This window comes from Acinetobacter sp. YH12156, assembly GCF_013418235.1.
Classification (GTDB): Bacteria; Pseudomonadota; Gammaproteobacteria; order Pseudomonadales; family Moraxellaceae; genus Acinetobacter; species Acinetobacter pseudolwoffii.
Genome location: NZ_VPCL01000011.1, coordinates 1 through 24335, shown reverse-complemented (window position 1 = coordinate 24335; position 24335 = coordinate 1). Strand labels below are relative to the sequence as shown.

18 protein-coding genes and 4 tRNA genes are annotated in these 24335 nt (G+C 44.8%); 9 read left to right on the top strand and 13 right to left on the bottom strand.

What is annotated here, in order from left to right; all coding sequences use genetic code 11:
• Positions 1–59: 59 nt before the first annotated feature.
• Positions 60–902 (bottom strand): 16S rRNA (cytidine(1402)-2'-O)-methyltransferase, encoded by an 843-nt coding sequence (gene rsmI, locus FTU87_RS10015; protein WP_180097221.1) that lies wholly within the window; start codon positions 900–902, stop codon positions 60–62.
• Between the two features lie 10 nt (positions 903–912).
• On the opposite strand from rsmI, the gene FTU87_RS10010 reads away from it, so the two are divergent.
• The 4 genes from FTU87_RS10010 to FTU87_RS09995 all read left to right on the top strand — a co-directional run bounded on the left by FTU87_RS10010 (position 913) and on the right by FTU87_RS09995 (position 3998).
• On the top strand, positions 913–1872 hold the full coding sequence (locus tag FTU87_RS10010; protein ID WP_180076043.1) for a penicillin-binding protein activator: 960 nt from the start codon (positions 913–915) through the stop codon (positions 1870–1872).
• Positions 1873–1887: 15 nt separating this feature from the next.
• Positions 1888–2301, top strand: a complete 414-nt coding sequence (locus FTU87_RS10005) for a YraN family protein (RefSeq protein WP_005096365.1) — start codon at positions 1888–1890, stop codon at positions 2299–2301.
• 133 nt (positions 2302–2434) lie between these two features.
• Entirely contained in the window at positions 2435–3121 is a 687-nt protein-coding gene (locus FTU87_RS10000) for a BON domain-containing protein (protein ID WP_005096366.1), read from the top strand.
• The gene (locus FTU87_RS09995) at positions 3111–3998 is read left to right on the top strand and encodes an alpha/beta hydrolase (RefSeq protein ID WP_180097218.1); all 888 of its coding nucleotides are present in this window, start codon (positions 3111–3113) and stop codon (positions 3996–3998) included. The genes FTU87_RS10000 and FTU87_RS09995 overlap by 11 nt, the downstream gene beginning before the upstream one ends.
• 103 nt (positions 3999–4101) lie before the next feature.
• On the opposite strand, the gene nudC is transcribed toward FTU87_RS09995, so the two are convergent.
• The 3 genes from nudC to dnaQ all read right to left on the bottom strand — a co-directional run bounded on the left by nudC (position 4102) and on the right by dnaQ (position 8024).
• The gene (gene nudC, locus FTU87_RS09990; RefSeq protein ID WP_005171856.1) at positions 4102–4878 is read right to left on the bottom strand and encodes an NAD(+) diphosphatase; all 777 of its coding nucleotides are present in this window, start codon (positions 4876–4878) and stop codon (positions 4102–4104) included.
• The gene (locus tag FTU87_RS09985; protein WP_180097216.1) at positions 4878–6521 is read right to left on the bottom strand and encodes a chemotaxis protein; all 1644 of its coding nucleotides are present in this window, start codon (positions 6519–6521) and stop codon (positions 4878–4880) included. Before FTU87_RS09985 ends, nudC begins: the two co-directional genes overlap by 1 nt.
• 126 nt (positions 6522–6647) lie before the next feature.
• Positions 6648–8024 carry a DNA polymerase III subunit epsilon gene (gene dnaQ / locus FTU87_RS09980; RefSeq protein ID WP_180097214.1) on the bottom strand — a complete coding sequence of 459 codons (1377 nt, stop codon included), beginning with the start codon at positions 8022–8024 and terminating at the stop codon, positions 6648–6650.
• A gap of 208 nt (positions 8025–8232) precedes the next feature.
• Here dnaQ and FTU87_RS09975 point away from each other — a divergent pair, with 208 nt between their 5' ends.
• From FTU87_RS09975 to FTU87_RS09955, 5 genes are all read left to right on the top strand, one after another.
• On the top strand, positions 8233–11466 hold the full coding sequence (locus tag FTU87_RS09975) for a LysM peptidoglycan-binding domain-containing protein (protein ID WP_180001171.1): 3234 nt from the start codon (positions 8233–8235) through the stop codon (positions 11464–11466).
• 40 nt (positions 11467–11506) lie between these two features.
• Positions 11507–13309, top strand: a complete 1803-nt coding sequence (locus FTU87_RS09970) for an extracellular solute-binding protein (RefSeq protein ID WP_180097211.1) — start codon at positions 11507–11509, stop codon at positions 13307–13309.
• 24 nt (positions 13310–13333) lie between these two features.
• Entirely contained in the window at positions 13334–14380 is a 1047-nt protein-coding gene (locus FTU87_RS09965; protein WP_005096376.1) for an ABC transporter permease subunit, read from the top strand.
• Positions 14380–15390, top strand: coding sequence for an ABC transporter permease (locus FTU87_RS09960; protein ID WP_100355249.1), 1011 nt, complete (start codon positions 14380–14382; stop codon positions 15388–15390). The genes FTU87_RS09965 and FTU87_RS09960 overlap by 1 nt, the downstream gene beginning before the upstream one ends.
• 129 nt (positions 15391–15519) lie before the next feature.
• On the top strand, positions 15520–16764 hold the full coding sequence (locus FTU87_RS09955) for an NADH:flavin oxidoreductase/NADH oxidase family protein (RefSeq protein ID WP_074383045.1): 1245 nt from the start codon (positions 15520–15522) through the stop codon (positions 16762–16764).
• 63 nt (positions 16765–16827) lie between these two features.
• Here the strand turns inward: FTU87_RS09955 and FTU87_RS09950 are convergent, their stop codons facing one another.
• The 9 genes from FTU87_RS09950 to FTU87_RS09910 all read right to left on the bottom strand — a co-directional run bounded on the left by FTU87_RS09950 (position 16828) and on the right by FTU87_RS09910 (position 24182).
• Entirely contained in the window at positions 16828–18249 is a 1422-nt protein-coding gene (locus FTU87_RS09950) for an iron-containing redox enzyme family protein (RefSeq protein WP_180097209.1), read from the bottom strand.
• Positions 18250–18542: 293 nt separating this feature from the next.
• Positions 18543–18618: transfer RNA gene (locus FTU87_RS09945), tRNA-Glu, on the bottom strand.
• 46 nt (positions 18619–18664) lie between these two features.
• A tRNA-Glu gene (locus tag FTU87_RS09940) sits at positions 18665–18740 on the bottom strand.
• A 24-nt stretch (positions 18741–18764) separates the two neighbouring features.
• Positions 18765–18840, bottom strand: a tRNA-Glu gene (locus FTU87_RS09935).
• Between the two features lie 131 nt (positions 18841–18971).
• A complete protein-coding gene (locus tag FTU87_RS09930; RefSeq protein ID WP_180097207.1) occupies positions 18972–19877 on the bottom strand; it encodes an alpha/beta hydrolase in 906 nt (301 codons plus the stop codon).
• Positions 19878–19958: 81 nt separating this feature from the next.
• On the bottom strand, positions 19959–21371 hold the full coding sequence (locus tag FTU87_RS09925) for an amino acid permease (protein ID WP_100357224.1): 1413 nt from the start codon (positions 21369–21371) through the stop codon (positions 19959–19961).
• 112 nt (positions 21372–21483) lie between these two features.
• Positions 21484–21559: transfer RNA gene (locus FTU87_RS09920), tRNA-Glu, on the bottom strand.
• A gap of 209 nt (positions 21560–21768) precedes the next feature.
• Complete coding sequence (locus FTU87_RS09915; RefSeq protein ID WP_005096385.1) at positions 21769–21918, bottom strand: hypothetical protein; 150 nt, start codon at positions 21916–21918, stop codon at positions 21769–21771.
• 80 nt (positions 21919–21998) lie between these two features.
• Positions 21999–24182 carry a TonB-dependent receptor domain-containing protein gene (locus FTU87_RS09910; RefSeq protein ID WP_373684772.1) on the bottom strand — a complete coding sequence of 728 codons (2184 nt, stop codon included), beginning with the start codon at positions 24180–24182 and terminating at the stop codon, positions 21999–22001.
• Between the last annotated feature and the right edge of the window lie 153 nt (positions 24183–24335).

Here is a 24335-nt window from a genome sequence, read left to right as displayed (position 1 = left end):
CACCACATCAATTGTGGTGTTTTTTTTGCAAATCAAAACGTGATAGAAAATCTAGAACATTAATCGTTTGCCGAAGTCAGTTCTAAAGCACGTTGATAAGCCACTTTCTTTTTGATACCGGTTAAATCTGCTGCCAGTTGTGAAGCTGCTTTGACTGACAGATCCTGTAATAAGCGATTCAATAATTTATCCAGCTTTTCCTGATCCAGATCTTTTTCTTCGGTTGCTCCGCCAATCACCAGAACAATTTCACCTTTTTGCTGATTATGATCATTAGCAATGAATTCGACCAGCTCACCTAAAGTCATTTTCTTGATGGTTTCAAAAGTCTTGGTAATTTCACGCGCGAAGCCAACAGGACGGTCTGCTCCAAATATGCTCGCCATATCTTTAACGCATTCCAGAATCCGGTGCGGTGCTTCATAGAAAATTAAGGTCTGGGTTTCATCTTTCAGTTTTTCCAGATTCAGCAGGCGCTGACTTTGTCTGGATGGCAGAAAACCTTCAAAACTGAAACGGTCACTCGGCAAGCCGACTGCACTTAAGGCAGCAATAGCCGCACAAGCACCAGGTACAGGAATCACGCGAATATTATGCGCTTGTGCAGCACGGACAAATTTAAAACCAGGGTCGCTGATCAGGGGAGTACCAGCATCACTGATCAGGGCCATATCTTCGCCATTGAGTAGGCGCTGGATTAGTTGATCAATCTTGTTGCTTTCATTATGTTCATGGCAAGCGGTCAGAGGTGTTTGAATATTAAAGTGTTTAAGCAACTGTGCTGAAGTTCGTGTATCCTCAGCAGCAATAAGACTCACCGACTTCAACACCTGAATTGCACGATAACTAATATCATCTAAGTGCCCGATTGGAGTCGCAACAACAAATAACTGAGCACTCATAGGTTTCTCCATGTGGAATAAATTGAATAATAAAAAATGGAAGATGAAAAATAAAATATTAGGCTTGTGTTTAGTCAGCTGCATCAGCAGCGTTCAAGCAGAAGTGTTGATCATTCTACCCGAATCCGGGCCTTTGGCGCGAGCTGCATCGAGTATCAAACAGGGTTTTCTCAGTGCCTATACCGCTTCAGGACACAAGATTCCGCTGAAATGGGTCAATGCCAATCAGAAAAATATCTCCCAGCTACTTAAACAGCATGTCAATAAAAAGACCAGAATGGTGGTGGGGCCATTGGCACGTAGCGACGTGGAACAACTGCTGCACAGCAAACCCAAAGTACGTACCCTCAGCCTGAATGAAGTGGCTGATGTCTCTCCCAATGTCTGGCAGTTCAGTCTATCCAAGAAAGATGATGCCGCTGCCTTAAAAGCACTTTTATTCAAAGACGGGATTCGGCAACTGCTGATTTTACGCCAGCCGGGCAGTGAAGCGGAGCATGAACTGTTGTTGATGTCCTTGCTGAGCCAGAGTGATCTGAAATTTAAAATCGTAGATAAACCACCACGATTTTTAATGCCCAAGCAGGGATTATTGTTTCTGGGCAATGCAGAATGGATGGCTGTCATGCCTGAATTAAATCGTTCACGGATGTATACCGTAGCCAATGCCATGAGCGAACAGCACAAGCTGCCACAAGGGATCAAGTTTTGTGATGTTCCAGTGCTTTACTTAGCGGATTGGCCGGATGTGCTGCAAGCTTATGCCAAGGAACCGGTTAATCTGTCTTATCAGCGCCTGATTGCTTTTGGCGGCGATGCCTGGCACATCACCCAGCAGTATTTATCTCAGCCGCGGCTGCAAACGATTGAATTTCAGGGCAGAACCGGCCGGATTCAGATCACTGAACACGGTGTCCAGCGTACTCCGCAATGTTTTCAGTACAGTGGCACAGGTGTAAAGCTGCTCTAACAGGGAAAGAGAATAATGCGACAGCAATTAGGTACATGGGCAGAACAGCAAGCCGCCCAACTGATGCAGCAGCAGGGATTTCAATTGCTTACAGCCAATTATCACAGCCGTTATGGTGAACTGGATCTGATTCTGGTACGTGAACAGGAGCTGATCTTTGTTGAAGTCAAAGCTCGTGCACACACCGGATATGCGCAAGCGATCGAGTCGGTGTCGAAAGCAAAACAGGGCAAGATGCTCAAGACGGCAATGTGCTTTATTCAGAAAAATCCACAATTTGCACACTATTACTATCGTTTTGACGTGATTTGTTTTGATTTTAAACAGCAATTTGCAAAAACCCTACAGCATGACTTTTCGCAATACCCTTATGATCTGGAATGGATTGAAAATGCTTTTACTTTTGATCAAGAGTTTATTAATCTGTGAATAAAATAAGGTCTAAAGATGCTTATATTTGCCTCAAGATCATTGTAAAGTTCAAGCAGAGTTGCCATGATCTGAGCTTAAAGACAGATTATTAGATTGAAAAAGACGTAATAAAATGAAGGAGTCTTGCTGAGTGGTTAAGCGTATTGCAATAACAATGCTGTGTGTCGCAAGTTTATCAGGTTGTGCCAGTTTTATTTCTAGCGGCACAGGTACGGCTCCTGTAGGAACTGAGAGTGGGGCGCGTACCTTGGGGCAGGTGTTTATTGATTCCTCGATTGTCCGTACTGCAAAAATTAATCTTTATAAACTAGATTCGCGCTTCAAACAGGCCCGGGTCAATATTGAAAGTTTTCATGGCAATGTCTTGCTGACCGGTCAGGTGCCCGATGCACATCTCAAGCAGCTGGCAGAAGACAATGTCAAATCCATGAGCGATGTCAAAGCGGTACATAATTTTATTACTGTAGGCAACCAGATCAGCTATAGCACCATCATGCAGGATACTGCGGTCACAGCGAATACCCGTGGCCTGATCATGAAAGCCACTGTGGTTGCGGACAGTAAAGTACATGTGCATACTGAAGATGGCGTGCTGTATGTGATGGGACGTTTGAACAGCGCAGAAATTGCTGACCTGAATCAGGTATTGCAGCAAGTGGGCAATGTCACCAAAATTGTGACCCTGATTGATAATGTTGAACAGTCTTCAAATCTGAGCAGTCAGAACTTTGCAGCACCTGCTTATGCACAGCCCGGTATCGAACAGACGCCGGTTGCGATAGATCCTGATACGGTTGAACCAACCGATGCTCCATAAGGTCGGTCATTTTAAAAACCAATTGTCGAATCAGATTCTGGAAGTCCAGCAACGCTATAAAGCATTTAGACTCTATGATTTTGGCAGTTATGCGTTGAATCGTTTAACGCCTAAACAGGGTTACACGATCGAAACTCAGCTGGCTTATGGTCTAAAATCACGGCAACGCTTTGATCTGTTCCGTAGCCAGCAGCCTTTGCCCCATCGCCCCCTGATTATTTTTGTACATGGCGGCGCGTGGTTGCATGGGGATAAAAAGGATTATCAGTTCATTGGTGAGGCCTTTGCCAAAGAAGGCTATGATGTGGTGGTGATGAATTATCATCTGGCACCACAACATATTTTCCCAGCCTATATTGATGATCTGCATTTATTATTGAACCACTTGCAGCAGTCTGCCGGCCGGTTAGATATCTGTGCTGAAAACCTGGTTTTGATGGGACATTCGGCTGGGGCATTCAATGTCATGTCTGCACTGTATCATCCGCAATCTGCCAGCATTGACCACAGTCTAATCCGTGCGATTATTGGTCTGGCGGGGCCTTATCATTTTGATTATAAGAATGATCCGATTTGTGCCGATGCTTTTGATCAGGCGGTGCCATATCAGCAGGTCATGCCTTATTATTTTGTTAAAAATAGCCCAACCCGGCATTATCTGTTTATTGCCGAGAAGGACAACATCGTTGGCCATTTCAATAGTCAGGATCTAGATCGGGTATTGCGAGAAAAGGGCAATCATAGCCATTTGATTCATATTCCGAAACTTGGCCATATTACAATCGTAGGTTCATTATCTAGTTTGTTCAGTCGCTATTTCCAGACCAAAGCGCAGGTGCTTTGGGCACTCGAGGATGCATTTAGATCTCGAGACTAATAACGGGATTTAACCCAGTAGCAATACATAAAAAAAGAATCCAGGAGATCATCTCCCTTGGATTCTTTTTTATTGGTTCAGCCAAACTTGAGATCAATAAGAGCTAGAGCCAGGTCTTGGTATCGTCTGCGACTGCCGTACCTTGAGTCACATGCATAATCATGGCATGGGCAATACTGCCCTTGAACGGAATTTCAGGCAGCTGATCGAATTTGAAGAATTGTGCATCGCTAATTTCTTCTTGCTGTAATTCGATTTCACCCGCGGCATATTCAGCCTTGAAGGCAATCATCAGATTGCTTGGAAACGGCCAGGGCTGGCTAGCCAAATACTGAATATTCTTGAGTTCTAAACCGACTTCTTCCAGCGTTTCACGACGTACTGCCTCTTCCAGCGTTTCGCCAACTTCAACAAAACCGGCAATCAGGCCATACATCTGGCTTTTGGTATTACGCGCGTTTTTGGCCAGCAAAATTTCGTCTTCACCCCGGGTAATGACAGTAATGACACAAGGCTGGACCCGTGGATACTGACGATAATTGCAGGATGGACAGAGCATCGCATGTTCAAGCGGATGTGCTTCGGTGGCCGTACCGCAATGACTACAAAATTTGTGATTCCGGCGCCATTCTAAAAGTTGTACCGCACGGCTGGCCTGTTCGAATTGCTGGGTATTCCAGAACTGTAATAACTGGCGGATGGGTACCAGTTGCAAGCCTGCAGGAATCGGCTCATCGGGAAGCAGGTCACGGGCAATCACTTGATCACCCGTGTGGAGTAACAAATCACTTGCGAGGGCTTCAACCTGTGGAAGCTGAAAATGTTGATCGACCAGCAGTTGCTGCTGCTGAAAAATATAAGCAAGTGATAATTTGGACATTAGGCAACTATTTTGAGTTTTTCACTACTGTCCAATGCTACCTTAAACATAGCCTGTAAAACAGGCTGTTTGTTCTTTAAGTTATCAATCATCATGTCGGCACTCGCCAGAGTATCCAGAGCACGATGAATCTCTTCCGGCGTTAATGCCATTGATAGATCAATACGGTTCTTGATGAATGCTGCAGTGGTGGTGAATGCAGTACGAACATGTTCTGCATTCAGGAACAGCATCGCCCCGCCAATTTCACAGAATTGTACTGGCACAGGTTCGAGTGCAGCCAAGTCCTGATCTTGCAGATAGTTGCTCAGAATCTGGCTGGAAAGCTCGATCAGGGCCTTGGTTTCAGTGAGTAAAGCCGCATGTGCTTCATCCAGGCGGTCCAGAGAAATATTCATGTTGTTGACGCGCAGCTGCAAACGGCTCGAGGTGTGATGACGTTCCAGTACCCCAATCGAGTTCATGGCAGACAGGATCACATTCATCAACTGCTGGGCAAAACCCGGATCTTTCAGGATTTCAGTCTGGCTCAGTGAAGTAGCTTGACGGTTCAGGTCATGATAGGCTTCATTCAGGTTCAATACTTTGAAGATGTTGGCCAGATTATTGAGCTGTGCCTGCAATTCCTGAGTTTTTTCAGGACTCATGTTCTGATAGTTAAACTCGATGTCATTACGAATCTGCGCCATTTCTGTGGTCACCAGTTCGCTAATGGTATGCATGGTTTCAAAGTCTGGACCATACAGGTGGCGACTAAAGACCTGTAACTGCATATCGGTCAGCAGGTCTTCACCAATATTGAGCTGACTGCGGATATGTTGTGCAGTATCATCTTCCTGGCTAATACACAGACTCAGGACATTGGCCAGGTCTGCAAGTGAAGCCTTGAAGCTGTCCGGCGAGCCAAAATATTGTGCCATGTTGCGCTCGATACTCACCAGAGTGCGCAGACGTGGCTCATTAATCAGCAAGTGATCAATATTGCTGAATGCAACGAAAACCAGATTCCAGTACTGTTTGCTGGTGTGCGATTGAGCGAGCCCAGCCAGATAAGCCCCCACCAGTTTAATCGCCTGCAGATCCAGTTCACTTTCTTCCTGCTTAAGCAGCTTGTTCAGGGACAGCTTGTACAGGCGCTGAACATATTTGGATTTTTCCAGACCGGGTGCTTGTGGTAACTGAAAGTCAGGCGTGATCAGATCGAGCAGGGATTCAATATGCTGACCTTCACTGGTGAGCAGTTTACCCAGCGCAATTTCCAGACGGTTCAGGGTGTCGAGCAGGAACTGTGGAATTTTTACTTCACGCAGGCAGATAAATTCGATATAGCGTTTCAGCATGGTGGTGCCTTCACTCAGGGCAATGACGTCCTGCGTATTGACCTGTGCCGGGTTCCCCATAATCTTGCGCATCAGTTCTGCTGAATAATGAGCGACTTTTGCCAGGCTGGACATGTCGATGAGTGCCAGAACCTGGGCGCATTGTTCGAACTGATTTAATGCATCATCAATGCCAAAAGGTAAAGTCTGATCTTCTACCAAGGTGCTTACTGCTGATTCGACTAACTTGATCGAGTTATCAACCTCATTTTTTATTATCAGTAAGGCTGTTGGATCAAAATGTATAGAGGTTTGGTAAGACATGGATCTGCACCTTTCCTGAAGTATTATCTATATATGAGCCCCGCTTAAAGCTGCGGAACCTCTTTGTATTTACTATAACTGAAGAACTGTAGTTTTTAACCTAAAGCATGCTCGGAAATGTAGATTTTATTTCGAGAAAAGGCAAGCAGTTCCATGTTTTTCTTCGAATTGTTTGATCCATTTCTCATGTTCCTGCAATTCTTGTTCTGAGGGGAGAATCACCGGCAGTTCAATTTCAACTCTGGCCATGCCTGAACGGTTGTTCTGATCGTCAGAATGAGACAAAGCATCGATATCAAAAGATACCTGTCCACCGGTCATCGCCAGATAAACATCAGACAGGATTTCCGCATCGAGCAAGGCACCGTGGAAGGTACGGTCACGCTTTGGAATCTCGTAGCGGCGCACTAAGGCATCCAGCGAGTTTTTCTGCCCCGGATGCTTGGACTTGGCCATTGCCAGGGTATCGGTTACTTCACAAACTTCGGACAGGGCTTTAAAACCTGCCCGTTTGAATTCCATATCCAGGAAGTTCATATCGAAGCTGGCGTTATGCGCGATAATTTCGGCACCGTGCAAATAGTCAAACAATACTTGAGAGATTTCCTCAAATAACGGTTTGTCTTGCAGGAACTCATCGGTAATGCCGTGGACATTGACCGAGTCGCCGACCGGTGTTTTCGGATTGATATAGATATGAATCGAGCTGCCGGTCAGTTTGCGATTGACCATTTCCAGTGCACCGACTTCAATAATCCGGTCACCATCCTGATAATAAAAACCGGTGGTTTCGGTATCTAGAATCAATTGTCGCGGGCCATGCAATTGTAAGGTTGCGGGGGTAATCACAATCTGGGGATGTAGTTGCGAACTATTGGCAACGGTTGCATCCACCTCTTGAAGCGCTGGATCACTTTGCTCGGTGTCGGCAACTTCATTCAATTCAATGATTTCTTCTTCCTGCATATCGTCCAGCTCTTCTTCGCTCTCGGCCAGATCCAGACCAAAAGGATCATCTAGCAGCCAGTCGGGTTCAGATTTTTTTTTATCTTCAGATATTGAAGGGCTTTGCTTGGATTTTTTCAGGGTTTCATCGGCGCCCTGATTGGCCAGCTGATCGGCCATTTCATTGCCGGCATGCCCGGCGTGACCCTTGATCCAGTGCCACTCAATCTCTCGTCCCTGACAGACTGCATCCAGTTTTTGCCACAGGTCAGGGTTTTTGACGTCTTTCCAGTTTTTCTTTTTCCAGCCGTGAATCCATTCGGTAATGCCTTGTTTGACATAATTGGAATCGGTATAGATCACCAGCTTATCCTGTTTGTCACAGAACAGAATGCCTTCGATGGCAGCCGTCAGTTCCATGCGGTTATTGGTGGTATGGTCTTCACCGCCACAAATTTTGTGTTCTTGTTGGCCGTTAATAATGTACGCACCCCAACCGCCTAAACCCGGGTTGCCGCGACAGGCGCCATCAACATAAAGTGTGATAGTGTGTGACATAAATTAAAATCCGATCAAAATAGAACAAGCTGGAAGGCTTATTGTATAGCGCAAATGCAGTCGATCAATCTCTATGTCCGGGATTTTTTAATTTCTTGTAACATTTAACGTGAAATCGCGGTAAATTATTGGCTTGAGTCTTCGACATGCTTCACTACAATGGCATATCTAAAAAATAAATTTATATACGAGTTGTTTGGATTTCTTTATGTATAAACCAACCGCAATTTTGTGGCAGCCGACATTACCTACATTTTTAAAATATTCTGTACTGGGAACTGCACTTGCTTCTCTAGGACTGACGGGCTGTTCATCTACACAAAGTGCGACCCAAACAGCATCAAGCAAGCAGGTTGGATCACAATATCTGGATGCCAGCAGTCTGGATGGACTCGAAGATTTACTCTCTGCAACGGATATGCGTGCAGTCGAAGGCGACCGTTTACAGATTCTGAAACATGGTGATGTCTGGAAACGCATGACCGTAGGTTTCAAGATGGACTTAAGTGTCTGGAATCCGCGGATTGATGCCCAGCGCGGCTGGTTTATTTCACGTCAGCCTTATCTGGACCGCTTAAGTGCCCGTGCATCACGTTATTTATATTACACGGTAAAAGAAGCAGAACGCCGTGGCATGCCGACCGAGTTGGCGCTGTTGCCAATTATTGAAAGTTCCTATGACCCGGCTGCGACCAGTAGTGCGGCGGCGGCAGGTTTATGGCAATTTATCCCAAGTACCGGTCGTATTTATGGTCTAAAGCAGACCTCATTATACGATGGTCGTCGTGATGTGGTGGAATCGACCCGTGCAGCCTATGAGTTTTTGGGCAGTTTATATAACCAGTTTGGTTCTTGGGAGCTGGCGCTGGCGTCTTATAATGCCGGCCCGGGACGTATTCAGCAGGCGATTAACCGCAATAAGGCAGCAGGTCTGCCGACCGACTACTGGTCACTCAAACTGCCACAAGAAACCATGAGCTATGTGCCACGTTTCCTGGCAGTTGCACAAATTATTAAAACTCCAGGTCAGTATGGGGTGAGCCTGCCACCAATTGCCAACCGTCCGCATTTCCGTGAAGTGCCTGTAGGCGTGGCCAATTTAAATGAAATTGCAGCCATCACCGGTTTGAGCCGTGCGGAGCTGTATCAATTGAACCCGGGGCATCGTGGTGATCATATTGACCCTACCAGTCCGCGTCGTATTTTGATTCCTGCTGACCTCAGTCCTTCAGTTGATGAAAAGCTGAAAAAACTATCTGGTTCCGGCGGATTATCTGCGAGTAGTGCCAGCAATCTGCCGAAAAACACCACCCCAGTGGTGCCGACCAAAGCTGCGCCTCCCGTATTAAATGCGAAAACGATTACACCGGCAAAACAGACTCCACCCGTTCTTGCCAGTACTCGGCCTGCAACGACTGCACCTGTGGTGACAACGGCAAATACAGTGGCACAGACCACGAAAAAGATTTCAACGCCTAGAGGCTCATCTGCCTTGGCCAGTTTTGCTGCCCAAAGTGATTTGCCGATTCCAAGTGCGCCACGTATTCCGGTCGCCGTGACACCGGCAGCGCCAGCGAAACAGATTCAGGTCGAACCACCGATTTCTGCAGCCGAGCGTCAGCAAGTTCAGCAGGTCGTCACCGCGCAGGAAACTGACAAAACTGTGGATGACGTTCTGCAGCCTGTTGCAACACCGGCAGAGCAGGCTCAGGTAGTTGAAGAGCTGAAAGCATTGGCGCCGGCAGGCACAGAAATTGTCGATCCTTATGATGGTAAAATCAAGCTGACGGCTATTCAAACCAGCCTGTCTGTGGCTGAGCAGCAAGGCAAGGAACTTACCAAAGGCTTCTCTTATCCGAAAGAAGTTGCTGACAATACCACAGCGACTTCGATCGAAGCCCAGTTGAACCAGGGTAAAAATTACGTCAAGACTGATTCTGAAGTGGTGGTGGTCGCGCCTAAGGGCAAGCGTAGTACCTATAAGGTTTTACCGGGGGATAATCTGGCACTGATTGCAGCAAAAAATGGGGTGAACTGGCGTGATGTAGCGAAATGGAACCAGATCGATCCAAACTCTACGCTATATGTAGGCACCACGATTTATTTGTATGATGCCAAGCCGGTGCAGGAACAAACCAAAGCCAAAGAAAAGCCGGAATCTTATGTGGTTCAGGCCAATGATTCTCTAACCAGTGTGGCAAGCCAGTTTGGTTTAAGTCTCAAACAGCTGGCTGATTTTAATGGTTTAAGTACCAACAGTGGTTTATTTGTCGGTCAGAAGCTGTCGCTGAAAGAAACGGCTGCATCTAAAGCCAAAGTAGAAGATGCTAAAAAAGCTGAAGCTGCCAAAGTTCAAACCAAATCCTATACAGTCAAGCGCGGTGAATATCTGAAACTGATTGCCGATCGTTATGGACTGTCAAATGCTGAACTGGCGTCATTCACCTCAGGTTTAACTGCGGGTAGCAGTTTGATGGTGGGACAGAAAATCAATGTGCCACTTCAGGAAGTTGAAGCACTGACCGCATCGACCCAAAAGACTGAACAGACATTTGAAAATGTTAAAGTTGATCAGACAGCAACTGAAAATTATCAGGTCAAACGCGGTGAAACCCTGTATAGCATTGCCAGTCAAAGCAAGCTCAGTGTGTCTGAGCTGGCAGCTTTAAATGGTTTTGCGGCCAATAGTGGTTTACGTATAGGCCAGACCATCAAGATTCCGGCCGGCAGTCAGGTGCCTGAAACTTATACAGTTCAATCGGGCGATACCTTGACCGGCATTGCCGCAAAATACAATCTGTCGATGGATCAGGTGGCGAGTCTGAATGGTATTTCTCGTCATGCCGGCCTGCGCGTCGGTCAGCGTTTAAAGCTGACGGGTGAGGCAGCTGAACCCGTGCGTGAGTCTGTGGCTGAAACGGTGTCGAAACATGTGAAATCTGATTCGCATGTGGTGAAATCGGGTGAAACCTTAAGCTCTATTGCGCGTCAGTATCATCTTCAGGTCAAGTATCTGGCCGATTTAAATGGCCTGAATGCCAATGGTAACGTCCGTATTGGTCAGCGTTTAAAAATTGTGGGTGATGTTCCGACGGATAAAAAAGCAGAAGACGTGAAAGTGGCAGCTAAGCCTGTGTCTTCTAGAGCAACTGAATCTTATACCGTCAAGTCAGGCGAATCCCTGAATGCGATTGCCAGCCGTTTAGGAATTACGGTCACCGAACTGGCCGAGTTAAATAATCTCAGTCCACGTGCCGGATTGCGTGTCAGTCAAACCATCCAGATTCCAAAACTGGTGACTGATTATAAAGTCAAACGCGGCGATACCTTGATCGGTCTGGCCTCACGTTACGGCATGAACAGCAATCAACTGGCGGAAATGAATGATCTCAAACCGAATACACAATTACGTATTGGGGATGTGATTAAAGTGCCAAACTAATTCATTCATCGTGAGATTTTTTAGTTTATTTGTTTTAAGCATGGTTGTCCCGCTGGTAATGAATACCAGTTGGGCAGCCCTGATCACCACACCTTATATTGCGCTACATAGCCCACCGAAATATAGCCATCTGCAATCCTTACCTTATGCCAATTCGCAAGCCCCCAAAGGTGGTGCACTGATTTTGGCGGCCGATGGCAGCTTTGATAATTTAAATAGCATGAATGGCAAAGGCAATGTCACTGAAGGGATCAACTATATTTTTGACAGTTTGCTGTCGAAATCACTGGATGAGCCCGGGGTGTATTATCCCTTGCTGGCGGAAAAAGTCAGTTTTGACCCCAAGAAAACTACCTTTATCATTTTCCATTTAAATCCGAAAGCGCGCTTTAGCAATGGTCAGCCCGTAACTGCGGAAGATGTCAAATATAGCTTTGAGCTTTATCAGACCCAGTCCAATTTTGGCTTGCAAATGTATCTGGCAGATATACATCAGCTGGAAGTGCTGTCACCTTTAAAAATCAAAATGCATTTTAAATCCGGGCATAATCCGGAAATGGCCATGATTGTCGCGCAGATGCCCATTTATTCTAAACGGCAATGGCAAGGGCGTGATTTTAAAGACCTGACGCTGAAACCGATTCTGGGTTCAGGGCCCTATGTGATTGAACGCATAGATCCCGGCCGCAGTATTTCGTATCAGCGCAATCCTCAATACTGGGGAAAAGATCTATTGGTGAATCGCGGTCGTTATAATTTTGACCGGATCCAGTATCGTTATTATCGTAGTCCGGAAATCAAGTTCGAAGCCTTTAAATCGGGCCAATTTACTTTGCATGAGGAAAAACAGGTCAATCGCTGGATCAGGGATTATCAATTTCCTGCGGTTCGGCAAGGACAAGTCAAACGTTATCGTTTTCGGCATCAAAATCCGGTCCCGACCCAGAGTCTGGTCTTTAATACCCGGCGTCAGCCCTTTGCCGATATTCGCTTCCGTCAGGCCTTAAGTTTCGCTTACGATTTTGAATGGCTGAATAAAGCCATGTTCTATGGTGAATATCAACGTCTGAACAGCTTTTTTTCCAATAGCGAGCTGGCTTCTCGTGGACGGCCGAGTGCCCAAGAGCTGCAAATTTTAAAGCCTCATTTGCAGAAGCTTCATCCGGTTCAGCGTCAGGCTGTACTTCAGGACTGGCAATATCCTCAATCCGATGCCTCAGGGTTTAACCGGCAGAATTTATTAAAAGCCCGTCAATTGCTGTTAAAAGCCGGTTATCGTTATCAACAGGGGCAGTTGGTCAATGCTTCCGGTCAAGCGGTCAAGATTGAATTTTTGCTGCATCAGGTGGAACAGCAGCGTCATCTGATGCCTTATTTACGTCATTTAAAACGTTTGGGGATTCAGGCGAATATTCGTATGGTCGAAACCGCGCAGTATTATGAACGGCTACGAAATTACCAGTTTGATATGATTGTCGACAGCATGCCACAGTCCCTGACACCGGGGCAGGAACAAAAACAGTTCTGGAGCAGTCAGGCTGCCAAGCAGGTCGGTAACTATAATTATGCCGGTATTCAGAATCCTGCTATTGATGCGGTGATTAAGCAAGTAATTCAGGCGCAGAACCGGGAGCAGGTGATTGACAGTACCCGAGCTTTAGACCGTTTGCTGCGGGCAGGTTATTATCATATTCCGACTTATGGTACGGGTGAATACTGGTATGCTTACTGGAACATGTATCAGCAGCCCAAGCTTAAACCTAAGCTCTCCGCGGGCATTGACTACTGGTGGGTCGATGCGGCAAAGGCTCAACGTGTGGCCAATTATTTCAAACAGCATTAAGCTCCAAGCCTATCAGGGAGTGCCATGAGCACTTATATACTCAAGCGTCTGTTGCTAATGATTCCAACCTTGCTGATCATTTTGCTGATTAACTTTATGGTGATCCAGCTGGCACCGGGTGGGCCGGTGGAACAAGCGATTTATCAGGCACAACAGGTCAATGGCTTGACACATACCGGATTACAGTATCAGGGGCAGCAAGGCCTCACCCCTGAGATGATCGAGCAGATCAATATTCAATATGGTTTTGATCAGCCTGCCCATATCCGCTTTTGGGACATGTTAAGGCGCTATGCCCAGTTTGATCTGGGCACTAGTTTTTTTAAAGACAAGGCTGTGACTGATCTGATCTGGGAAAAACTACCGGTATCGCTGTCTTTAGGTCTGTGGAGTACCTTAATCATCTATCTGGTGTCTATCCCTTTAGGCATCGGCAAAGCCAGAAAACATGGCAGTGTTTTTGATCAGATCACCTCTTTAATGCTGGCTGTGGGCTATGCCATTCCAGCCTTTATTTTTGCGATTTTACTGATTGTATTTTTTGCCGGTGGATCTTTTCTGCAATGGTTTCCCTTACAGGGACTTAGCTCTGAAAATTTTGCCGAACTCTCATTTTTCGGGAAAATTCAGGATTATTTCTGGCATATGGCATTGCCATTGTTGGCCATGGTGCTGGGTGGATTTGCCAGTTTGACTTATCTGGTGAAATTTTCTTTTGTGGAAGAGCTGAGTAAGCAATATGTTCTGGCTGCGCGGGCCAAAGGTTTAAATGAAAATGCAGTGCTATATCGGCATGTGTTTCGAAATGCGATGTTAGTGTTGATCGCAGGTTTGCCAGAAGTATTAATTGGGGTGTTTTTCGTCGGCAACCTGTTTATTGAGATTATATTTAATCTCGATGGTTTAGGTGTTTTGGGTTTTGAGGCGATCATCCAGCGCGACTATCCGGTGATTTTCGGTACTCTGTTTATCTTTACTTTGCTTGGTCTGATATTGCGATTATTAAGCGATTTGCTGTATCAACTGATCGACCCACGGATTCATTTCAGTTCACGTCGGGGATCCTCCTAATGTCGTCCTTGATGCAATTAGGCTGGCAACGCTTTAAGCAGCACAAGCTGGGCTTTGGCTGTTTTATTATGTTTGGCCTTATTTTTATCATGTCCTTGGGCGCAGAACTGATTGCCAATGATAAGCCCTTGCTGGTGAAATATGATCATGCAGTGTATTTGCCTATCTTAAAATCTTATCCGGAAACGGCGTTTGGCGGTGTATTTGAAACCGAAGCCGAGTATAAAGATCCTGCCGTTCAACAGTTAATTGCAGAAAAAGGCTGGGCGATCTGGCCAATCATTCCATTTTCATATCAAAGCCCGAATCTGGAACTGGCTGTTCCGGTGCCTTCGCCACCAAGTACACAAAACTGGCTCGGAACAGATGATCAGGGTCGTGATGTGCTGGCGCGGATTCTGTATGGCTTGAGGGTTTCACTCTTATTTGGTTTTGCACTGACTTTATTGTCGGCGGCGATTGGAGTTTTGCTGGGGGCTGTGCAGGGCTATTATGGCGGCTGGATCGACCTGATCGGGCAACGCCTGCTTGAAGTCTGGAGCAGTTTGCCGATGCTATTTATGGTCATGGTGCTGGTCAGTCTGTTTAGTCCCAATATTTACTGGCTATTTCTGATCATGCTGTTGTTTGGCTGGACCACTCTGGTGGGCATGGTACGGGCTGAATTTCTGCGTGCACGCAATCTGGAATACGTCTGGGCGGCACGAAGTATGGGTGCAGGGGATGGGCGAATCATGTTCAGGCATATATTGCCGAATGTCATCGGTTCAAGTCTGTCACAACTTCCCTTTATGCTGACTGCCAATATTACCGCACTGACGGCTCTGGATTTTTTAGGCTATGGGCTACCACCGGAAACAGCTTCCTTGGGCGAGCTGTTGCTGCAAGCCAAAAATAATTTAAATGCGCCGTGGCTGGCTTTATCAGCTTTCTTTAGTCTGGCCATTGTGCTGAGTTTACTGATGTATATTGGCGAAGCAGTGCGTGATGCTTTTGATCCAAGACAATAAATTACGAAACTTTTTAATCATCGTAAAAATAAGCAGATGAAAATTGTGTAAATTTGACAAGTTGAATTGTCAATTATCCTGACTTGCGTTATAAACGAATACAAAATAAAAGTAATATCAGGACAGATCATGACCCAATTGGCCGATTCCATTCAAATTCGTCATACCAATTTCAAAAACCGTATTATTAAAGGCGCTATGAGTGAGGCGCTGGCCAATGATGCCGGCCAGCCCAATCAGGCACATTTCAAGTTGTATGAAGCCTGGGCCAAAGGTGGACTGGGCTGTGCCATTACTGGCAATGTCATGGTGGACTTTCGTGCCAAAAATGAGCCGGGCGTGGTGGTGGTAGAAACCGAGCGTGATCTGGAGCAGCTTAAAGTCTGGGCGGAAGTGGGCAAGCAGCAGGGTATGGTACAGTTGGTGCAGTTATCACATCCGGGTCGTCAGTGTCCCAAAGGCTTAAATAAAGAAACAGTTGCGCCGTCGGCCGTACCTTTTAGTCCGGCATTGGCCGTCAGCTTCGGCACACCACGTGCGCTGACTGAAACTGAAATTCTGGAGATTATCCAGCGCTTTGCCACTTCAGCGCAAATTTGTGAAAAGGCCGGTTTTGAAGGCGTCCAGTTGCATGGTGCGCATGGTTATCTGATTAGCCAGTTTCTGTCACCGCTGACCAATAAGCGTCAGGATCAATGGGGTGGCAGTATTGAAAACCGTACCCGTTTTCTGCTGGAAACCTATCAGGCTGTCCGTGCTGCAAGCTCAGAAAATTTCATTATTTCAGTCAAACTGAATTCTGCTGACTTTCAGCGCGGTGGTATGAGTGAAGAAGATGTGATCTATGTCTTTAAGGCGATGGATGCAGCCGGGATTGATATCATTGAAGTATCCGGCGGTAGTTATGAAGCGCCTGCCATGGCTGGTGTAAAAGAAGACAAACGCAAAGCTTCAACCATTGCCCGTGAAGCCTATTTCCTCGATTTTGCCGAAAAGATCCGTCAGGAAGTCAATTGCCATATCATGGTGACTGGTGGCTTTAGAACCGTCGACGGCATGAATGCTGCACTCGACAGTGGTGCATGTGATTTTGTTGGCATCGCCCGACCTTTTGCGGTAGAGCCGGATCTGGGTGATCGTTTGATTGCAGGGCAAGATGTACGTTATGCGGTTGAGAAAATTAAAACCGGTATTCCGCTGGTTGACAAAATGGCGATTATGGAAATTATCTGGTATGCCGCGCAGTTTAAGGAAATTGCCAAAGGTAAACAGCCGAATCCAAAACTGTCACCGTTAAAAGTCTTTTTGAACTACCTTAAAGGCAATGTTAAAGCCGTAATTAAAGGGCAGTTGAATTCGCGTAAATCGGCTTAAATTTATCATCTAAGTATAAAAAACCGGGCAATTAGAATGCCCGGTTTTTTATTCATCACATAGTTAAGAATAATGCATCGCCTGGGTCTGGAAAGGAAATAATAACTGTCCCAGTTGACGGGTTGCCCATAAACCCACTTCAGTATGATGCATATGCGGTGAAGTATAGGGAATCAGCAAGTCAATTTTCTGTTCCGCACCTTCACAGCGCATAAAGCGATTTTTTAACTGATTTAAACGATGTTGATCCATACGGCTTAAAGCAGGTTCAACTTTCGCCTGAGACGGCGCTGCGCTACGTGAAGACAGCCGAGTTGCTAAAGTTGCCCCCTGAATCCAGTCTTTAATGATCTGTTTTTCAGTCGCATTAAACACACCAAACATTTTACCTTCAGGATGATCAATCATTTTCCAGAAACGGCTCTGTTCAACAGGAGCATCTTTAATAATCCAGCCTTTCTCAATCAGCACGTTCAGGAACTTGAAAATTTGTACCGGATCTGATAACCAGTCATTGATAGTCTTGCCACTAAACTGACATTTCTGATTATGAATATATTGGCCAATCAGTGCCTTGTTCTGGAATACTTTTAAGGCCATGCGCTCAATATCCAGCTCTTTCACAATCTGGGAAGAACTTTTACCGATGTCATTGAGCAGATAGCCTTGCTTGATCAAATCAAGATAAGTCTCCGGATCTTCCGCATTGTCATAATGCTGGATAAAGGCTTGCAGGGATTTTTGTGCATGGCCATTGTGGGCATTATCAATCGTAATATGCACATTGAAATAATGGGGATCAATCCCGAGTTCAGCCAATTCGTAATTGGTAATGAGTAGATGCAGCGGCAACTGTTCATAGCCGAGATTAAAACCAATCACCAGAGGCAAGTATTTGGCCGGCGCATAAGCCAGTGCTAACTGTACCGCGGCCTGCTCATAATAACTGGCATCCAGTTGTTCGGCATAACTGTTCAGCTCATAGTGACTTAACAGGTGCTGATACATGGTGACATGATTGGCACGTGGATGTCCCAGACCCAGTTCTTCCAGATAGATATAGATCAAATCTTTCAGCTTGGGTTGATTGCAGTTATGTACGGTGGAATATAACCAAGAACCATCGACCAGTTTAACCGGTGCAACCTTGGACAGAAATTCGAAAGCATGTGAAACCGTTGGGAAATACTCCCGGGCCTGATGTTGTTTACGCCGTCCCAGATAAGCCTGAAACTTGGCACAAATTTGATGATGTTGTTCTAAAAGATGCTGTTCAACTTGTGCCGGTTGATCCAGCCATTCAAGTGTTTCTATATTCAGTTTTTTAATCAGATCACTCAAATAAGATTCAGCTTGTTCGGTTTTGGTATTCGTCGAGATTTCAGTATCTTGAAAAAAGTCGACCCAATCCTTAAAGCTTTTAAATTGATAATTATGATTATTATTTGGCGATAAAGGCAAACTTAACTCTGTGCTGACGAACATAATCTGATCCTTGCAGATATCTCTTCAGTTACCTTAACGTGCGACTTGACGTCTAGATGTTGAATTTTTGTTCTAATTTATTGGTGTATTGCTTTAAATGAAAATGAACGGATATTTATATGAATAGAAATGTTAAAAGAATGCAAATTGTAAAATATGAATTACATGGCAGCCTATGTAACGAAGAGCATATTTTAATGAGTGGTAAAAAATTATATTTAAATATTCAGAATGCAAAAAAGCCCAAGTCGCAATGCCCGGGCTTTTTTGTTGAGATGTTGCCATCTCGAATATGGCGTCCCTACGGGGATTCGAACCCCGGTTACCGCCGTGAAAGGGCGATGTCCTAGGCCTCTAGACGATAGGGACAGTACAGAAGATAAATTTTAAAACCTTTACTTTTAACTTGAAGTAATGGCGTCCCTACGGGGATTCGAACCCCGGTTACCGCCGTGAAAGGGCGATGTCCTAGGCCTCTAGACGATAGGGACTTAATAAAATGTACTTCTGAAAATTGGCGTCCCTACGGGGATTCGAACCCCGGTTACCGCCGTGAAAGGGCGATGTCCTAGGCCTCTAGACGATAGGGACGTTTCAGAGGTGGGCGTATAATAGGGTGAAAATAGGGGGGTGTCAAACGCATTTCTATAAAAATTTTTATTTTCTGGATTGAGTGCGTAAATTTAAAACAATATTGTTGAAATAATGGAAAATGATTTAAATTAAGCTGAATTTTTAAGCAATTCCAGCATGGCAGCTAACACTTGGGGATGCTGTAAATAGCCCGCAATATAATGTGGACGTTGTACAAAGGTACGAATTTCCTGATTGATAATGGCAGGCTGAAAATTAAATGAAGCTGCTGAGAGTGGAAATGCGGTGAGAAAATCATCATGTGAATAGAAATTTATCCAATCGCCTGAAATTGCAGCAGGTCTTATCATTGGTTGCGGAAGATGCGCCTGAATGACACGAAATGCCAGTGGTGATCCGAGGGTAATAAAACGCTGGATATTCAGTTCTGGATGTTGAAGCAAATAATTATAGGCGATCACGCTGCCCAGCGAGTGTGCCACCAGAATCTGTGGTTTGCTGCTATGCAGTTGATGATGAATGCGCCGATGAACTTCCTGCATAAAAGTCGGATTGGCCAAATAAAGATAGGTTTCCAGCAGGAACTTATGCAAAAAACTGGCGTGTAAACTGGGGAAATAATTAATGAGTACCGCAAAATCCCGCAAGGCAATATCTTTGCTTAATGCTGTAATAAAATTCAGCTTTTGATCAAAGTTGAGTGTCTTATCTGGATTTAACAGGGGCACATCACAAACTTGATATTTGCACTGATTGGTTGGTGGTACGGCTTGCCGCTGTGCCGGATGTAGAAAAGGGAAATGCGGCCATTGCTGCGGCATTAAGGTGCTGGCATTGAGTAGATTATGCAAATGATGTCGAGAGAGTAAATCACCATAAAAAGGGATACGGATATGCCGTTTTAAATAGCTAAAACGGGCTTGCTGTTGCGGGTTATTTCTGAGGCCTCTTTTGAGAAGATGCAGCCAATGTTGGCGTAATGAAGGCGCCGTATACTGTTGCTTGTTCATGCCGTGAATAAACACAATTTTCATCGACGCACCATTGAAGCTGCCCAATATACAATCAGTATAGACAAAAAAGAGCGACCGAAGTCGCTCTTTTAAAGCTGATGCTTAAGACTTGTTATGGTAGAACGCATAATAACTGGCATAGCAGGCTGCAATAAACAGCAGACAGCCAAAGAAGCTGATGCGCATTGATGGATCAAAGACCATACTGACACAGGTAATAAAACAGAACACGAAGCCTAAAATCGGCACAATCGGAAACAATGGTGCTGCAAAGCCCAGTTCTTTGACCGTTCGACCCTGTTTATACCACTGCCGGCGGAAGTTGAACTGACTTAAACAAATACTCATCCAGACCACCACCATGGTAAACGCCGCAATGCCCAGTAGGTTGGTAAAGATGGTTTCTGGCGCAAACTGTTCAGACAGCAGGCCTGGCAATGCACCGAGCATGGTCACCATGACTGCAATATACGGTACACCGCGAGCATTGAGTCTTGAGAATACGGCAGGTAACTGTTTGCTGTAGGACAATGACCACATCATACGAGAAGCGGCAAATAAGCCCGAGTTGGCAGCAGAAAGTAACGCAGTGATAATCACAAAGCGGATGATGTCTTCAGCATAAGGAATACCGATGTGCTGGAATACTGTTACGAATGGACTGCTACTGACACCTTCAGCTGCCAAGCCGGCTTCCTGATGCGGGAGTAAGGCCGTCACCACGATAATCGTCCCCACAAAGAAAATTAATAAGCGGAAAATTGCAGTATTAATGGCTTTAGGGACATTTTTCGCAGGATCTTCAGTTTCACCCGCCGCAACACCAATCAGCTCTGTACCCGAAAAGGCAAAGTTCACGATCAGCATGGTCGCAAAAATCGGGAATAGACCTTCAGGGAACCAGCCCTGGGCCGTCAGATTGGTGAATAGAGGTGCAGCTTCGTAGCCCTGATAGCCCAAAACACCAAAGATGGCCAGTAAGCCCAAAACAATAAAGGCAACAACAGTGACTACTTTCACCAGTGCCAACCAGAATTCGGATTCGGCAAACCATTTGGTCGAAATCATATTTAAGCTAAATACAAAGACACCAAAAATAATGGTCCATAACCACATGGAAATATCCGGGAACCATTCCTGCATCAGCAAGGCGGCTGCAGTAAATTCGGTTCCCAGAGTGACAGACCAGGTCAGCCAGTATAACCAAGTGATGGTATAGCCTGTACCCGGTCCAATATAACGTTTGGCATAAGCACCAAATGAACCAGATTCTGGCATATGAACAGCAAGTTCGCCCAGACAGAGCATAACCATGTAAGCGATAATGCCGCCCAGGAGATAAGCAATAATGGCACCTACAGGCCCCGTTTGTGCAATGACTTCACCCGACCCTAAAAATAGGCCTGTTCCGATTGCGCCACCAAGCGAAATCATGACCAGATGTCGAGTACTCATAGCGCGTTTTAAAGGCGCAGAATTGCCCTGATGCGTAGCATCATTCGGAGATGAGTGCATAGGAGTTGAAAAAAATCAGAAGAATGAAGCGAGTTATTGTAGTGAAAAACTACAAATCTGCAATGTATTAATAATAATTTTGAATAAGGCTTGATCGTATGCGATCAATAGATGGCGTCCCTACGGGGATTCGAACCCCGGTTACCGCCGTGAAAGGGCGATGTCCTAGGCCTCTAGACGATAGGGACGTTGCGAGGTGATGCGTATATTAAGGACTCAATTGGTTTTTGTCAAAAGGCTTTTATATAAAAAAGCGCTAAAAGTTCAAACATTAAACAGGAGTAATGCATTAATTTTATTGAGGGCTTAAATAAATCGAATGATTGGGCTTATTTGCTCGTCATTTAGGCGGAAAATGAAACTCCCGCGGCTGGCAGGAGTTTAAAACAGCCAGATTTTAATGATCGGGTGTTTGGTATTCTGTCGGGTTATGCACAGGAGCAGTCTGCTCGGCAGGTGTTTCTACTTTCTCTTCACGGTTCACGATATAAAGATAAAGCAGTGAAGGAGCTAAAATCAGTAAAACCAGTAAGATCTTTTTTAACATGGCACATAGACAAAGTACGAAATTGCATTAATTATAGCCTAAGCAAATTAAAAAGAGCACCGGAGTGCTCTTTATAAAACTTAGAATTTGAAAGTGACATCGGCGATAAACTGGCGGCCGATTTCAGTCATAACTCTTGGTTTGCTTGCGATTGTTGATTTGGTGGTATACGTGTTGGTGCGGTTAGTTACATTGTTAATAGTTAAACCAAAGATTGCATGTAAATCTTTTGAAAGTTTCCAATCATAAGTTGTACGCATATCCCAGATAAATTTAGGTTTAATTTCAGAAGCAATATAAGTATCAAGAAGATTACCTTCATATTCTACTTTGTCATCTTTACTGGTCACTGTGATCATATCGTCGTAACTGTCTTTATAGCTAAAGAAGTTTGAAAGTTTTACTGGTGCGTGATCGAAAGCAATATCCCAATTTACACGGGCAGTCCATGGTTGGTTGAAGTTTTGTGCAGGACGCTCTGACCAATGCATAATTTTACCGTTATAGGACACGAGTTCATCTTGATCTGCGGTTATGAATTTGTCGGTATAATCGGTATAACTGCGGAATACATCGCTATAGTCAAAACCAAAAGCAATGAAATGCTGTGTACTAGCGAATTTCAAAGCTTCACGATTTTTTAATGTGAGTGTGTAGATGTCGGCTTCACCATGACCATCATTGCTATATTCATAAGAGAAGTTGAAACCATCTTTTGGGATATCGGTGTGGGTACGTGAAATTTCATCTTGGTATTTGCGATTCACCCACTTAAGACCTAAATCCCAAGAATGTAATTGGGTGTTGATACCCAAAACAGTTTCATCACTAAATGGTGTGTCTAGGTCAGAGCGACGTGTGGCATTTGCTGAGTTCGTTGCAGATGTGACCCAGTCCGCCTGCGGATTCTCACGTGAGAATTTATACATCAACTCACCAATACCATCGTTGAGTTCGGTGCCTAATGTTTGCTGACCATAGTAACGATTCCAGCCTGCTAAAAATTGCAGTTTGTCATTCGCAAAGGGCTTATAAGACACGGAACTACGTGGAGAAATATTGAAATTACCGCTTAAAGAGTCGTAGTCGGCACGGACACCTACTCGGGTCGATAATTGATCGTTCCATTGAATGTTGTCTTCAAGGAAAGCATTGAAGCGGTCTTGTTGAGCAGAGAATTGTCCAGCTTTATACAATGAACCTGCAGCGACATATTGTCCTGTCCAACCTTGAATAGTGGGTGTCGCATCGCATAAAGCATCATCAGCTAAACAGGTATTGTTAGCTAAATTTTTCATATTGACAGCTGAAACATTTGACATATATACATCAGAGGCACGTTTCCAATCCACTTCTGCATGAGTGTATCCTGTACCCGCTGTAATCTTATGCTGAGTCGTACCAATTTTGAATGGATCAAAGGCTGCTTTTAAGTCGTAGTTGAGCGCAGTTTGATTTTGTTCTAGCTGACCAAAAAGCGTACCTTCAGATACGGTTTTTGAGTCGGTCCAATCTTTACTGCCTTCAGCATAATGCCAAATAAAACCATAGTTGTTTTCTGAGTTTCGGACATTATCAGCACTTTGGAAGTTGAGTTTATGCGTTAATGTTACAGATCCTATGTGGTGTTCTAACTCTGAAAACATTGTTGTCGTTTCTGTGTCAAGCGTACTGGCTGAGTTGCGACGGCTTTCAGCATAATTCAAGCTGTCAAGTAAAGCATAATCAAATCCAAATTTAGCTTTCACTGTCTCGCTTGGGTTATAGAAGAAGGTTGAACCAATGTTGGTATTACTGCGTTCTTGATCAATTTTTTTCGGGTCATCAAAACCACTCATTACAGGAATAATAGATTTACGTTTTGATGCATAACTATTAAACCCCCATTGCTCTGAAAGCTTGCCATAAATATTGGCACTTAAACCTTGTTTGGTATATTCCTTTTGATAGGCTTCAGTCGGCTCTTCAAAGAGCTCTTCTTCTAATGGGCTAACAGCATTAAAGCGAGCCCAGTCACTTTCTGTGTAATCATATGTGACAGTACCATGAATTTTTCTAATTTCAGTTTGTGGTGCACAGGTCTTTGCATTGACCACGCCACCGGTAAACTGACCATATTTAGCAGAAACATTGCTGTCGAGTACTTCCAAATCACACAGTAAGTCTGTATTGACAGCCATCGCTTGAGAGCCAGTGCTAAATGTATTGTAGTTACTTGGACCATCAGCAGGGTTAATTAATAGGTTATTGGATACGCCATTCACAATAAAATTATTTTGGAAGGTTTGAGGGTAATCCCCCCTAAAAATAATAGGATCTAAAAGTAGAATTTTCTCTTAAGATACGAGCAGGAGATTCTGCATGAAAACATCTAAATTTACTGACAGTCAGATCATGTCCATCTTGAAACAGGCTGA